This window comes from Pseudomonas imrae (assembly GCF_046352735.2).
GTDB classification, from domain to species: Bacteria; Pseudomonadota; Gammaproteobacteria; order Pseudomonadales; family Pseudomonadaceae; genus Aquipseudomonas; species Aquipseudomonas imrae.
Window position 1 is genome coordinate 4,638,129 of sequence record NZ_CP110853.2, and the last position, 14,490, is coordinate 4,652,618.

The following is a 14,490-nucleotide window of genomic DNA, read 5'->3' on the forward strand; positions in this document are numbered from 1 at the left end:
GCCCTTGGCTAACCTGCATCCGCCCTATCCACGCGCGCTCTCCCTACCAGTAGTTTTCCACGGCAACCTGACCTGGCCGACGGCTCAAGCTCAATTGCATATCCCGCTGTTTCAGCAGTGTGCGGGTGTCTTCAATCATCTGCGGGTTACCGCAAATCATCACGCGCGAATGCTCCGCAGTCAGCTCAACGCCTGCAGCGCGTTCCAGCTCACCATTTTCGATCAAGGTGGTGATACGACCGTTCAAAGCCCCTGGATGCTGCTCGCGGGTGACAATCGGTAGGTAAGTCAATTTGTGGACATGTTCAGCAAGGTGCTCACGCTCGCCCAACGTGTTGATCAACGCTTGATAAGCCAGCTCCCTGGCTTCCCGAGCGCTGTAGACCAGGATAATCCGCTCGAACTTCTCCCACACTTCAAAGTCCTGCAGGGTCGACAGAAACGGTGCGATGCCGGTGCCGGTCCCCAGCAACCAAAGATCCCGGCCATCGACGAACCGGCTCAGCGTCAGGAATCCCGTGGCCTGGCGCTCCACCAACAGCTCATCACCGACGCGCAGCCGGCTCAACTCGCTGGTGAACTCACCGCCCGGAACCACGATGGAGAAAAAATCCAAGTGCTCATCAAACGGTGACGACACCACGGAATAGGCACGCCATACGGTGCTGCCATCAGCCTTGGTCACACCCAGGCGCACGAACTGGCCAGCAATAAAACGAAAGCCGGGGTCTCGCGTGGTGCGCAAGGTAAACAGGCTGGGAGTCAGCGACTGCACATCGATCAAGGTTTGGCGTGTGAACTTTTCGGCACTGGCAGTCATGGAAGGCTCCGTTTAGCAGATGCCCTTAGTGTCCCTTAAAGTGAGGCCAGTAAACACCCGCGGTAAGTAATGGCATTCCGACACGACTAAGCGTACCGTCACCGCTCAATGTGAAAATTTCGTGAACAATAACGACGCCTATTTTTCGGCCCAGAATTTAGACTAAATACTCAAGATATCAATATGCCTTTACCTGCAACATTTTTGCTATATAAACAAACGCAACGAGCTCTTTTGTTTACGCACATACATCTACCCAGGGAGACTAGCGCCGTAGCCAACTATTTAAAAAACATGGAAAAACATGAAGCTTCGCTAGGGCGTAGCGTACATCTGCATCACCCGCCGCCCAAACAAAACGTTTAACCAAATCCATTCTAATAACGAAATTTCCCAAGAAAAAATCAAGCTTTGCCCTACACTGACCCAGTACAAAAATGGATTCAACCTCACGGCACCTGAGTGCGGCTCATCTCATGGAGAGTTCCCGATGGTCAACTGGCGCAATACCCGTCCACCCAAATTGAAGGAAGAGGATGAGGTCACCACCATGTTTGAAGCTGCTCTGAACATCACTTATGAGCTCGGCTTCGATTTCTGTGGTTTCACAATGGGCTCTAATGCGCTTCACCGGACTGGCAAAAACTTCCGCCTCAACAACTATCCAAACGAACTCAATAAGATTTATGCGCAGGAAAACTACTTTGAAATGGACCCCCTCGTAACCCACTGCAAAGGCAGCGTGCTTCCGATCGTCTGGGAAGAAAAAACCTTTACTGGCGTGCCTGATATGCGGGTTCACCTGCAATCCCAAGGCCTGAATTTTGGCTGGGCGCAGTCCGTGCACGACTTTAGGGGCGTTTTCAGCATGCTGACCCTGAGTCGTCGCAATGGGCCGGTGCAAGCAAAAGAACTTTATGATAAGGCCGCCCAGGTGCTGTGGATGTGCCATGCCCTGCATACGGTTGTCGCCCGAACTTTTAACAATGAACCAGCCACGCGGTGCCCTTGCAAGCTGACAGCTCGCGAGACCGAGATCCTGCAATGGTCCGCGATGGGCAAGACCGCTTCAGACATTGCCACGATTCTGTGCCTTTCAGAGCGCACCGTCGGCTTTCATGTCAGCAGTGCGATGAAGAAGCTTGGGGTCAACAACAAGATTGCCGCGGTCATTACCGCCGTGAAACAAGGCCTGTTCTGATCTGCCACCGCTACGGATTTTGACCTACCCGCTAAAACACAGAATGTAATCCTGTCAAAAAAAACGTAACATTTACGCCCTGTTTTGAGTGATGACGCCTTCTACACACCCAGTGTCGCAGTTCACTCAGAGAGTCCCTCATATTGCCGGTCACGGCGACACCAAGGGACCACCCGTCGATTATCCAGAGCCTCCCCCGCCATGCCCCTGCTCGACAGCCCCTTCGCCCAGCTCGACCTGATCCGCCAACCCGAGCAGCAAAATGAACCGTTGCAAGCCTTCGATGCCGCCGACGAGTACTTGTTGACCTATCTGGCCGAGCAACAGCCGGCCCCTACCACACGTGTCCTGGTGCTCAATGACAGCTTCGGTGCGCTGTCGACCAGCCTTGAAGGCCATGTACAGGTTAGCGCCAGTGGAGACTCGTTTCTGGGTACCCAGGCCCTGCAGAAGAATCTGCTACGCAACGGCAAGGCATTCGATGCCGTCCCAGTGGTGCCGTCCAGTCAAACATCCAGCGGGCCTTTCGACCGTGTGCTGATCCGCGTGCCAAAAACCCTCGCGTTGCTGGAAGAGCAATTGATCCGCCTGCAAGGTCAACTGGCACCTGGCGCCGAAGTGATAGCCGCAGCGATGGTCAAGCATCTGCCACGCGCGGCAGGGGAACTGCTGGAGCGTTACATCGGGCCCATGCATGCGTCACTGGCCGTTAAAAAAGCACGGTTGTTGATTGCCACCCTGGCTGATCGGCCCGCGGCCGTATCGCCCTACCCTACGCGCTATCGCCTGGAATCACCGGCCATCGAGCTGCTCAACCACGCCAATGTGTTTTGCCGCGAAGGCCTGGATATCGGCACCCGTGCATTCCTCCCCCATTTGCCGCAAAACCTGGGCAGCGCACGCGTAGCAGACCTTGGATGTGGCAACGGGGTATTGGCCATCGCCAGCGCCCTGCAAAATCCTGACGCCCAGTACACCTTGGTGGATGAGTCGTACATGGCGGTGCAATCGGCTGCAGAAAACTGGAAGGCGGCGCTGGGTGAACGCATCGTGAGCATTCGTCCCGGCGATGGCCTGGCGGAACAAGAGCCACAGTCCCTGGACGTAGTGCTGTGCAATCCGCCGTTCCACCAACAGCAGGTGGTCGGCGACTTTCTCGCTTGGCGCATGTTCCAGCAGGCCCGTGAAGCCTTGGTGGTCGGCGGTGCGTTGTACATCGTCGGCAACCGTCACTTGGGTTATCACAGCAAACTGGCGCGGTTGTTTCGCGGCGTCGAACAGGTCGCGGCGACGCCCAAGTTTGTGATTCTCAAGGCCCGCAAATAAACCCTGGCAAAAAAAACCCTCCGCAAGGAGGGTCATGAAGCCGTGCCGCAAGGCAACGGGATGGGATATCAGTGGGTGCTCAAGCCCGCGGCGTTCATAAACATGCGCATCAGGCTGGCCACCACGAACAGGGCCAGGACGCTGCCGGTCCAGATCATCGCCAGCCAACCCAGTCGCTGCCAGAGCGGCTTTTTCTCAGCCTGTTCGATATCGTCCTGCGAAGGTTTACCGCTCATGGCTCAGTCCTCCTAGTGATAGCCGTCTTCGTGGGTCACCTTGCCGCGGAACACGTAGTAGCTCCAAAAGGTGTAGCCCAGGATGAGCGGGATGATGAACAGTGTGCCTACTAGCATGAAGCCTTGGCTCTGCGGCGGCGCAGCGGCGTCCCAGATCGAGATGGACGGCGGTACGATGTTCGGCCACAGGCTGATCCCCAGGCCGCTGTAGCCGAGAAAGATCAACACCAGCGTCAACAGGAACGGCGTGTAATGAGCGTTACGAGCCACCGCACGCAACAGACCGTACATGGTCACCAACACCAGGATCGGCACCGGCAGGAACCAGAACAGGTTCGGCAGGGTGAACCAGCGCGAGGCGATTTCCGGGTGAGACAGTGGCGTCCAGATACTGACGATACCAATCACCGCCAACACCACGAAGGCCAGCGGCCGCGCCAGGTTGTGCATTTGCTCCTGCAACTTGCCTTCGGTCTTCATGATCAACCAGGTGCAACCCAGCAGCGCATACGCCACGATCAGCGCCACGCCACAGAACAGGGTAAACGGCGTGAACCAGTCCAGTGAGCCGCCGGCGAACTGGCGATCGACCACCGGAAAACCATCGATAAACGCACCCAGCGCGACACCCTGAAAGAAGGTGGCTGTCAGCGAGCCGCCGATAAATGCCTTGTCCCACAGGTGGCGCTTGTCATCCTTGGCCTTGAAACGAAACTCAAAGGCCACGCCCCGGAAGATCAAGCCAATCAGCATCAGGATCAGCGGCAAGTACAAGGCCGAGAGCACTACCGAGTAAGCCAGCGGGAACGCGCCGAACAACGCTGCGCCTCCCAGCACCAACCAGGTTTCGTTGCCGTCCCAGACCGGAGCGACGGTGTTCATCATGACGTCGCGGTCGGTCTTGCCCGCGATGAAGGGAAAGAGGATGCCAATCCCCAGGTCGAAGCCATCCATGACCACGTACATCATGATGCCGAAGATGATGATCACGGCCCAGATCAGCGGAAGATCAATACCCATGACTCAATTCCCCTTGTTCAGAGTGTCGCCGTCGTCGGCGTCATCGGCCGCTGACAACGGACGTGCCGGTGTGCGCTTCTGCCCTGGACCGCCATGCGCCGGCTCGGTGCTTTCGTGGGTCACCGGACCTTTGCGCACCAGACGCATCATGTAGCCGAGGCCGGCACCGAACAGCGCGAAATACACCACCACAAACAGCACCAACGTAATACTCATCTGCACCACGCTATGGTTTGAAGAGGCGTCTGCCGTACGCATCAACCCATAGACAACCCAGGGTTGGCGCCCGATTTCGGTGGTGAACCAGCCGGCGAGGATCGCGATCAACCCCGACGGGCCCATCCACAGCGTCAGGTACAGGAACGGTTTGTTGCTGTACAGCCGGTCACCCTTGCGCAGCCAGAGCGCGAGCAAGCCCGTGAAAATCATCAGCATGCCCAGGCCGACCATGATCCGGAACGACCAGAACACGATGGTCGAGTTAGGGCGATCCTCTGGCGGGAAGTCCTTGAGCGCCGGCACCTGCTTGTCCAGCGAGTGAGTGAGAATCAGGCTGCCCAGATAAGGAATTTCCACCGCGTATTTGGTTTTCTCGGCTTGCATGTCCGGCCAGCCGAACAGAATCAGCGGGGTCGGCTCATTGCCAACGTTTTCCCAGTGACCTTCGATGGCGGCGATTTTCGCCGGTTGGTGCTTGAGCGTATTGAGGCCATGGAAGTCACCGACCACCGCCTGGATCGGCGCGACAATCAACGCCATCCACATCGCCATCGACAACATGGTACGGATCGCCGGATTGTCCTTTCCCCGCAGCAAGTGCCAGGCCGCTGAAGCGCCGACGAAGAACGCCGTGGCGACAAAGGCTGCGATAGACATGTGCAGCAGGCGGTAAGGGAACGACGGATTGAAGATCACCGCCAGCCAGTCCACCGGGATCACACGTCCATCAATGATTTCAAAGCCTTGGGGCGTTTGCATCCAGCTGTTGGAGGCCAGGATCCAGAATGTCGAAATCAGCGTGCCCACGGCCACCATCACTGTCGCAAAGAAGTGCAGCTTGCGCCCGACCTTGTTCCAGCCGAACAGCATCACCCCAAGAAAACCGGCTTCGAGGAAGAACGCCGTGAGCACTTCATACGTCAGCAGCGGCCCGGTGACCGCACCGGCGAAGTCGGAAAAACGACTCCAGTTGGTGCCGAACTGGTACGCCATGACCAACCCCGAGACCACGCCCATGCCGAAGTTGACCGCGAATATCTTCGACCAGAAATGGTAGAGATCGCGGTACGTATCGTTATGGGTTTTGAGCCACAGGCCCTCCAGCACCGCGAGGTAACTGGCCAGGCCGATGGTGATGGCCGGGAACAGGATGTGGAACGAAATGGTGAACGCGAATTGGATTCGGGCGAGCTCTAGTGCGTCCAAACCAAACATAAGTCTTCCTCTGTCAGGTAAATCCGGTTGCCGGCTCGGGGCCTGCACCCACTGCCCCCACGGATATGGAGTGTGGCGAATTGCAATTCGTTCTTTTTTTAGCCGATCGCATAGGGAATCTGGCCAGTTGGCCGCCAGATCAATGCCTAAGACGGCATTGATCTGGATCAAACATCGATAAAAGAGTAGCCCCATTTTTCGAGTCGGACTGTGTGGTCTTTTGCCGCGTGACAGGTTGCCTCAGTCAAAATGATGGCCGTGCAAAGGATATTTCCGATCTCGCAACTATTTGTTACAGGTAGATGCTAACCTCGGTTTTTTCCACGCTCGGTTCAGTCCTTCGCGATGTCCAGTGAACCCGTTCTGCTGTTGCGTCACCACCGCCCTTTTATCGCGTTCTGGCTGGCCAGGATCTTTACCGCCAGTGGTTTCCAGATGCTCACCGTGGCCATCGGCTGGAACCTCTATCAACTGACCGGCAATGTGCTGGACCTGGGTTTGGTCGGGCTGGTGGAGTTCGTCCCTCGAGTGTTGTTCATGCTGCACACCGGGCATGTCGCCGACCGCTACGAGCGACGCAAGGTCGCGGCCATTTGCCAGACGCTGCAAGCATTGATCGCCTTGTCCCTGGCCATTGGCAGCCTGAGCGGCAATGTCACCCGAGAGATGATCTTCATCCTGGCGTTCCTGTTGGGTGCCGCCCGCTCCTTTGAAATGCCCACCACCCAGGCACTGCTGCCGAGCATCGTGCCCAGTGCGTTGTTTCCTCGGGCCGTGGCGGCCGCGCAGTCGGCTCAACAATCGGCAACCATCGTCGCCCCGGCCCTTGGCGGTTTGCTGTACGCCTTCGGCAGCACCTGGGTGTACGGCCCGACAGTGTTGCTGTACCTGGTTGCCTGCGTGCTGACCCTGAACCTGCCAGCCCGCCAAATGCCGCTGAACAAAGGCAAGGCGACCCTGGATTCGCTGCTCGCCGGCATCCGGTTTATCCGCAGCCGACCGGACATCCTCGGGGCCATCTCCCTCGACCTGTTCGCCGTATTGCTGGGTGGCGCAACCGCGTTGCTGCCAGTATTCGCCAAGGACATTCTGCTGACAGGGGCATGGGGTCTCGGGCTGCTGCGTTCGGCGCCGGCGGTGGGGGCGCTGCTGATGTCGTTGTGGTTGGCGCGCTTTGCAGTGGACCGTCACGTGGGGCGCGTGATGTTTACCGCCGTCGGGGTGTTCGGGGTGGCGACTATAGCTTTCGGGTTGTCGACCTCATTCTGGTTCTCCCTGGCGGTGCTGGTGGTATTGGGCGCGGCAGACATGATCAGCATGGTCATCCGCGCCTCGTTCGTGCAACTGGAAACTCCGGATGACATGCGCGGCCGGGTCAGTGCGGTGAACGGGCTGTTTATCGGCGCTTCCAATCAACTGGGCGAGTTTGAATCCGGCATCACCGCGCACTGGCTGGGCACAGTGCCTGCGGTGGTGCTAGGTGGTGTGGGTACGCTGGTGGTAACCGGGACATGGATCAAACTGTTCCCGACGTTGGCCAAACGCGACCGTATGCATACGCCGGCGGATGAGTTGCCCCGGGCCTGATGGGCTGCAAGCCGCCTCCCGTAGACGCGGCGTCAAAGCACCTTGTCAAGGGTGATGGGAAAGTCCCGCACCCGCTTGCCCGTCGCATGATAAATCGCATTCGCCACCGCCGCCGCAACCCCGACAATGCCAATCTCACCGACGCCCTTGGACCCCAGTGCGTTGACGATCTCATCGTGTTCTTCGACGAACAACAGATCAATTTCGCCGATATCCGCGTTTACCGGGATGTGATACTCCGCCAGGCTGTGGTTCATGTAGCGTCCCAACTGATGATCGATCTGCGTCTCCTCGTGTAGTGCCATGCCAATCCCCCACACCACGCCGCCAAGGATCTGGCTACGGGCCATCTTGGGATTGACCACCCGCCCGGCAGCCACTGCACTGACGACCCGGCTGACCTTGATGGTGCCCAGGTCCTCATCCACCCGCACCTCCACAAACACCGCCGAGTGAGTGGCCGAAGCATAGTTTTCGCGGCGTTTATCCGGCTCGCTGTCCACCTGCACTTCCAAGATGTGCTCACCGCTGTCCTGCACCAGTTGCGCCAGGGAGATCCGTTGCTCGCCGGCCTGCAACTGACCACCCTCGAAACGTACCGACTCGATACCCTTGAGTGCCGGGTACTGTTGCCGGGCAATCGCCAGCAGTTTTTCATTCAAGGCTTCGCACGCTTGCTGCACGGCAGTGCCGACCGAGGACACGGTAAACGAGCCACCTTGCAACGGCGCCGTGGGCAAGGACGAGTCACCCAGGATAAAACGCACATCGTCCATCGCAACACCGCAAGTCTGCGCCGCAATCTGAGTCATGACCGTATAAGTGCCGGTCCCGATATCGGTAGTGGCGCTGCTGACCGTAAGCGTGCCATCGACGTCGATGCTCGCCTTGGCGCTGGCCTTCATCTGCAGCGCCTCCCACACCCCGCCCGCCATGCCCCAGCCAATCAACTGGCGACCATCGCGCATGCTGCGCGGCTCCGGGTTGCGCTGGCTCCAGCCGAAACGCTCGGCGCCTTCGCTGTAACATTCGCGCAGGGCTTTGCTGGACCAGGGCTTGTCTTCGTTCTGATTGCGTTCGGCGTAGTTGATCAGGCGCAATTGCACCGGGTCGATGGCCAGGGCGCAGGCCAGTTCATCCATCGCGCACTCCAGGCCGATCACGCCGAGGGCGGCGCCAGGAGCGCGCATGTCCAGTGGTGTGAATACGTCCAGCGGTACCAGCTTATAGACCAGTTGCACGTTATCGCAGCGATAAAGCATGCCGCTCCATTCCACGACGTGCTCGCTGAAATCTTCGAAACGCGATGTCTGGCCAATGGCAGTATGACCCAGGGCCAGCAGCCGGCCATTGGCCGCCGCGCCTATTTGCAGACGCTGCAAAGTGCGCGGGCGATAGCCGAAGGTAAACATCTGCTGGCGAGTCAGGGTTACCCGCACCGACCGCTTGAGTGCGAGCGACGCCATCACCGCCAGCGGCAATTGATATTGCGGGCGCAGGCCGGAGCCAAATGCACCGCCCACGAACGCCGCGAAAACCCGTACCTGGTTTTTATCCAGGCCAAACACTTTCTGCACGTAGGCCTGGCAGTTTTGCGTGCCTTGAGTCTTGTCATGGATATGCAGCGTGCCGTCGGCTTGATACAGCACGGTACTGGCGTGGGGCTCCATCGGGTTGTGGTGTTCGACAGGGGTGCTGTAATGCAAATCCAGGTTGATTGCAGCGCCGACCCATTCGGCCTGGAAGTTGCCACGCGGCTTTGGCAGTTCCTGAGGAGAGGGATGGGCCTGCTCACGCAGCACGCTCAGATCGGTTTCAGCGGCTTGGCTTTCATATTCGATTCGCACCAGCGACCCGGCATATCGAGCCAGCTCCAGATTATCGGCAATGACCAAGGCCAACGGTTGGCCGCTGTAGAGCACGCGCTCGTCGTAGAGCGGGCGGAATGGGGAGCCGTCAGCAGCGTCGGCATCGGCGTAGCTGTCGTCATAGCTGGACAACCTGGGCCGGTTGAGGTGATCGAGCACCATCAGCACGCCCGGCAGCGCCAATGCCTGCGAAGCATCAATGCGCAGCACGCGCCCCCTGGCAATGCTGCTGGACACCACGCTGCCGTGCAGCAGGCCGTCTTCGGCAAACTCGGCGGCATAACGTGCCTGGCCGGTGACTTTGAGCAGACCGTCAACCCGGTCCAACGGCTGGCCGATGGCACTCATGAAAAGTCTCCCGCAACAGCGGCATCGCTCAAGGCGCGAATGATCGCCCGGCGTGCCAATTTGACCTTGAAGCCATTGTGTTCAAGGGGTTCGGCGTCCTGCAGCAGTGCTTCGGCGGCCTTGCTGAAGGTCTCTCGACTGACGGGCTGGCCAATCAAGGCCGCTTCCACCGCTCGGTCACGCCACGGCTTGTGGGCAACACCGCCCAAGGCCAGGCGCGCGTCGCGGATGATTTCGCCGTCCAGTTCCAACGCTGCGGCGACCGACACCAGCGCGAATGCATAAGAGGCGCGGTCACGGATTTTCAGGTAATAGCTGTGAGCCGCCAGATGGTCGGCGGGCAGCTCAATGGCGGTGATCAGTTCATCATCGGCCAGTTGGTTGTCCCGCTGCGGCGCATCGTCCGGCAGGCGATGAAAGTCGGCAAACTCGATGACCCGCGCACCTGCACGGCCCTGCACATGGACCCGGGCCTCCAGCGCGGCCAGGGCCACACACATATCCGAAGGATGGGTGGCGACACACTGCTCGCTGGCACCGAGGATCGCATGGATACGATTCAACCCGTGCCGTGCCGGGCAACCGCTGCCAGGCTCGCGCTTGTTGCAAGGCACGGCGGCGTCATAGAAGTAATAACAGCGCGTGCGCTGTAACAGGTTGCCGCCGGTACTGGCCATGTTGCGCAACTGCGGCGAAGCACCGGCCAGGATCGCCTGGGACAGCAGCGGATACCGTTGTTCAATCAGGGGATGCCAGGCCAAGTCCGCATTGCTCACCAACGCGCCGATCATCACACCCCCGACCGGGGTCTGCTCAATCCCACGCAGTGGCAGCCCGGTAATGTCGATCAAATGTTCAGGGTGGCTGATGTTCTCTTTCATCAAGTCCAGCAGGTTGGTGCCACCGGCAATGAAACGCGAGGTCGTGCTGCTCAAGGCCACGGCCGCCTGTACATCCGCAGGCTTGCTGTAGTGAAAGGGATTCATCGCTCATCTCCCGGCGTTCGGCACGCCGGCAGCGCTTCTTGCACTGCGTCGCGGATATTGTTGTAGGCACCGCAGCGGCACAGGTTGCCGCTCATCAGTTCCTGGATCTGCGCCGCATCATGGGCGCGCCCTTCCCTGGCCAGGCCAATTGCCGAACAAATCTGCCCGGGGGTGCAGTAGCCGCATTGGAAAGCGTCGTGTTTGATAAAGGCCTGTTGCATCGGGTGCAGTTCGTCACCACTGGCCAAGCCTTCGATAGTGGTCAACTCGGCACCATCGCACATCACGGCCAACGTGAGGCACGCGTTGATCCGCTTGCCGTTGAGTAGCACGGTGCAAGCCCCACACTGGCCGTGATCGCAGCCTTTTTTACTGCCGGTCAGGGCCAGTTGCTCGCGCAGCAGATCCAGCAAAGTGGTCCAGGGCAAAACCTTAAGTTGATGGGCCTGACCATTGAGGTCCAGGTGGATAGAGTGCCGAACAAACGGCTTGGCCGTCGCGCCGGGAGTAGTCGCGCTCATAAACACCTCACGATTGGTGTGCATTCGCAGCGTTCAGGGAAACCGCCGTCTTAGCGGTACGACTTCGAGGGGATATGAGCGTTCAAGGGAATTGATGGGCGGGGTTTAGCGGATAGAGAGCACCGTCTGCAACATATTATGCGGCGCGTTGATGGAAGTGTTGCTGTAACGGAACGCGCCTTGGGCCCGAACGTCCAGCTCAAACATGTACACATAGCCCATTAATGTGCCTGACCCACTGCAGGCCTGGCTGATGGACCCGACCTGGCAGACTGCAGTGCTCTGGCCCGCAAGCCGCGCGCCGTCGAACGAGGCCACGGAATTGTTACCGATGCCGACCTCCATCACGTAGACCCTGGTGGGGCCGCGATGCACGCACATCCGGGTCGTGTCCGCCCCTTCGGCAATGGCTTCGGTGCAGTTGGCCGACTCGACCTTGAATACCCGCACCTCGCTCAAGGCCGGTGCAGGTGCGCCCCATGCCGGTGCCGCCCCCAGCCACAGGCTGATGCAGGCAAACGGAGCTAGACTCCACGCGATGGCTTTTTTCATGCTTTCAATGGCTCACGATTGAACGTCGACGAAGTATGCCCCAAGGCCACATTCAACAAAACCGCGCCCGGACGCCACAGGCCCGCGGCCTGCTGGTATGATGCGCCGCTTTTTCCGATCCTCTCTCGAAAACACGCGGCGCTTGGCGCAGTTTGTGCTTTGACTTTGAGGTCAACAAATAACGGCGCCGAGGGCGCCACAGGGAGCAGGCATGCTGGAAAAGCTGTTTCAACTCAAGGCACACAACACCAACGTGCGCACCGAGATTCTCGCGGGCATCACGACCTTCCTGGCCATGGCCTATATCCTGTTCGTCAACCCGAGCATTCTCGGCGCGACCGGCATGGACAAGGGCGCACTGTTCGTCGCCACCTGCCTGGCCGCCGCCATCGGCTCGGCGATCATGGGTCTGATCGCCAACTACCCGATTGCCCTCGCGCCGGGCATGGGCTTGAACGCCTTCTTTACCTACACCGTTGTCTTGCATCAGGGCCATACCTGGCAAGTCGCCTTGGGTGCGGTATTCGTTTCGGCCGTGCTGTTCTTCCTGCTGTCGATCTTCCGCATCCGCGAATGGATCATCAACAGCATCCCGCTGCCGCTGCGCTCGGCGATTGCTGCCGGTATCGGCCTGTTCCTGGCGCTGATCGCCCTGCAAAACGCGGGTATCGTGATCAGTAACCCGGCGACCATGTTGAGCGTGGGCGATTTGGCCAAACCGGCACCGGTCCTCGCCACCCTCGGCTTTGCCCTGATCGTGGCCCTGGAAGCCCTGAAGGTTCGCGGCGCCGTGCTGATCGGCATTCTGGCCGTCACCATCGCCTCCATCGTGCTGGGCTTCACCCCCTTTGGCGGAGTGATGTCGATGCCACCGTCCCTGGCCCCGACCTTCCTGCAACTGGACATCGCCGGCGCCCTGGATATCGGCCTGATCAGCGTTATCTTCGCCTTTCTGTTCGTTGACCTGTTCGACAACTCCGGCACCCTGATCGGCGTAGCCAAGCGTGCCGGCCTGATGGGCAAGGACGGCCACATGCCGAAAATGGGTCGCGCGCTGATCGCCGACAGCACCGCCGCCATGGCCGGTTCCCTGCTGGGCACCTCGACCACCACCAGCTACATCGAGTCCGCAGCCGGCGTGAGTGCCGGGGGCCGCACCGGCCTGACCGCCATCGTGGTGGCGGTGCTGTTCCTGCTGGCGTTGTTCTTCTCGCCGCTGGCTTCCAGCGTACCGGCCTTCGCCACCGCGCCGGCCTTGCTGTTCGTGGCAGTGCTGATGACGTCCGGCCTGGCGGAAATCGACTGGGACGACATTACCGTTGCAGCGCCCGTGGTGATCACCGCCCTGGCGATGCCCTTCACTTACTCCATCGCCAACGGCATTGCCTTCGGTTTCATCGCCTGGACCGGTATCAAGCTGCTTTCGGGCCGCTACCGTGAACTGAACCCGGCGCTGGTGATTCTGTCGCTGCTGTTTGTGATCAAGCTAGGCTGGTTCCCCGCATGACTTTTGATGCTGCAAGTTACGCCCTGCAACTGCAAGACAAGGTCACGCGCCTGCGTGACCTGCTCGCACCGTTCGAGGCACCCGAGCCGCAGGTCTTCGACTCGCCGCTGCAGAACTTCCGCCTGCGCGCCGAGTTCCGCCTGTGGCGCGAAGGAGGAGAGCGTCACTACGCGATGTTCTCCCAGGACGACAAGCGCACGCCGATTCTGATCGAAGAGTTTCCCATCGCAAGCGCCCGCATCAACCAGTTGATGCCGCAGCTCAAGGCCGCCTGGCAAGCCAGCGCCGCCTTGAGCCACAAGCTGTTCCAGGTGGAGTTCCTGACCACCCTGGCCGGCGATGCGATGATCACGCTGTGCTATCACCGCCCGCTGGACGAGCATTGGCACACGGCAGCCAACAAACTGGCCGCCGAGCTGAATGTCAGCATCATTGGCCGCTCCAAAGGCAAGCGCGACGTGATCGGCCACGATTACGTGGTGGAGAAACTCGAAGTTGGCGGCCGTACTTTCAGCTATCGCCAGCCGGAAGGCGCATTCACCCAACCCAACGGCACCGTGAACCAGAAGATGCTCAACTGGGCGTATACCGCCCTGGGTGATCGCGGCGACGATCTGCTGGAGCTGTACTGCGGCAACGGCAACTTCACCCTGCCGCTGGCAACCCGCGTACGCAAAATGCTGGCAACCGAAATCAGCAAGACTTCAGTCAACGCGGCCTTGAGCAACCTTGATGAAAACGCTGTGGATAACGTTACCCTGGTACGTCTGTCTGCCGAAGAACTGACCGAAGCCTTGAACGAAGTCCGACCGTTCCGTCGCCTGCACGGCGTTGATCTCAAGAGCTACGAGTTCGGCAGTGTATTCGTCGACCCGCCGCGCGCCGGCATGGACCCGGACACTTGTGAGCTGACCCGGCGCTTCGAAAACATTCTGTACATTTCCTGCAACCCGCAGACGCTGGCGGCGAACATTGCGCAACTGCACGACACCCATCGCATTACCCAGTGCGCAATGTTTGACCAGTTCCCGTGGACCCACCATATGGAATCGGGTGTGTTGCTGACCCGTCGTTAATCCTTTCG

Annotated in this window: 13 protein-coding genes; 5 read left to right on the top strand and 8 right to left on the bottom strand. The window is 59.5% G+C overall.

The window, feature by feature from the left end:
- Positions 1–43 precede the first annotated feature (43 nt).
- On the bottom strand, positions 44–820 hold the full coding sequence (locus OQ460_RS21045; protein ID WP_410019263.1) for a ferredoxin--NADP reductase: 777 nt from the start codon (positions 818–820) through the stop codon (positions 44–46).
- 490 nt (positions 821–1,310) lie between these two features.
- On the opposite strand from OQ460_RS21045, the gene OQ460_RS21050 reads away from it, so the two are divergent.
- Together OQ460_RS21050 and OQ460_RS21055 are read left to right on the top strand one after the other, a co-directional pair.
- Positions 1,311–2,021: a helix-turn-helix transcriptional regulator gene (locus OQ460_RS21050; RefSeq protein WP_410019264.1), complete on the top strand. Its 711-nt coding sequence runs from the start codon at positions 1,311–1,313 to the stop codon at positions 2,019–2,021.
- Between the two features lie 201 nt (positions 2,022–2,222).
- The gene (locus tag OQ460_RS21055) at positions 2,223–3,347 is read left to right on the top strand and encodes a methyltransferase (protein ID WP_410019265.1); all 1,125 of its coding nucleotides are present in this window, start codon (positions 2,223–2,225) and stop codon (positions 3,345–3,347) included.
- A 68-nt stretch (positions 3,348–3,415) separates the two neighbouring features.
- Here the strand turns inward: OQ460_RS21055 and OQ460_RS21060 are convergent, their stop codons facing one another.
- Genes OQ460_RS21060 through OQ460_RS21070 form a run of 3 tightly spaced genes read right to left on the bottom strand, consistent with a single transcriptional unit; the run spans position 3,416 to position 6,037 of the window.
- Positions 3,416–3,583, bottom strand: coding sequence for a DUF2474 domain-containing protein (locus tag OQ460_RS21060; protein ID WP_410019266.1), 168 nt, complete (start codon positions 3,581–3,583; stop codon positions 3,416–3,418).
- Between the two features lie 12 nt (positions 3,584–3,595).
- Entirely contained in the window at positions 3,596–4,603 is a 1,008-nt protein-coding gene (cydB, locus tag OQ460_RS21065) for a cytochrome d ubiquinol oxidase subunit II (protein ID WP_410019267.1), read from the bottom strand.
- Between the two features lie 3 nt (positions 4,604–4,606).
- Positions 4,607–6,037 carry a cytochrome ubiquinol oxidase subunit I gene (locus tag OQ460_RS21070; RefSeq protein ID WP_410019268.1) on the bottom strand — a complete coding sequence of 477 codons (1,431 nt, stop codon included), beginning with the start codon at positions 6,035–6,037 and terminating at the stop codon, positions 4,607–4,609.
- Between the two features lie 345 nt (positions 6,038–6,382).
- On the opposite strand from OQ460_RS21070, the gene OQ460_RS21075 reads away from it, so the two are divergent.
- Positions 6,383–7,624 carry an MFS transporter gene (locus OQ460_RS21075; protein ID WP_410019269.1) on the top strand — a complete coding sequence of 414 codons (1,242 nt, stop codon included), beginning with the start codon at positions 6,383–6,385 and terminating at the stop codon, positions 7,622–7,624.
- 32 nt (positions 7,625–7,656) lie between these two features.
- Here the strand turns inward: OQ460_RS21075 and OQ460_RS21080 are convergent, their stop codons facing one another.
- The 4 genes from OQ460_RS21080 to OQ460_RS21095 form a co-directional block, all read right to left on the bottom strand.
- Entirely contained in the window at positions 7,657–9,840 is a 2,184-nt protein-coding gene (locus OQ460_RS21080) for a xanthine dehydrogenase family protein molybdopterin-binding subunit (protein ID WP_410019270.1), read from the bottom strand.
- Positions 9,837–10,826 (bottom strand): FAD binding domain-containing protein, encoded by a 990-nt coding sequence (locus OQ460_RS21085; protein ID WP_410019271.1) that lies wholly within the window; start codon positions 10,824–10,826, stop codon positions 9,837–9,839. Before OQ460_RS21085 ends, OQ460_RS21080 begins: the two co-directional genes overlap by 4 nt.
- Complete coding sequence (locus OQ460_RS21090; protein ID WP_410022076.1) at positions 10,823–11,347, bottom strand: (2Fe-2S)-binding protein; 525 nt, start codon at positions 11,345–11,347, stop codon at positions 10,823–10,825. The genes OQ460_RS21085 and OQ460_RS21090 overlap by 4 nt, the downstream gene beginning before the upstream one ends.
- A 105-nt stretch (positions 11,348–11,452) precedes the next feature.
- Positions 11,453–11,899 (bottom strand): DUF4879 domain-containing protein, encoded by a 447-nt coding sequence (locus OQ460_RS21095; protein ID WP_410019272.1) that lies wholly within the window; start codon positions 11,897–11,899, stop codon positions 11,453–11,455.
- 211 nt (positions 11,900–12,110) lie between these two features.
- On the opposite strand from OQ460_RS21095, the gene OQ460_RS21100 reads away from it, so the two are divergent.
- On the top strand, positions 12,111–13,406 hold the full coding sequence (locus OQ460_RS21100; RefSeq protein ID WP_410019273.1) for an NCS2 family permease: 1,296 nt from the start codon (positions 12,111–12,113) through the stop codon (positions 13,404–13,406).
- Positions 13,403–14,482 (top strand): tRNA (uridine(54)-C5)-methyltransferase TrmA, encoded by a 1,080-nt coding sequence (gene trmA / locus OQ460_RS21105; protein WP_410019274.1) that lies wholly within the window; start codon positions 13,403–13,405, stop codon positions 14,480–14,482. The genes OQ460_RS21100 and trmA overlap by 4 nt, the downstream gene beginning before the upstream one ends.
- The last annotated feature ends 8 nt before the right edge of the window (positions 14,483–14,490 follow it).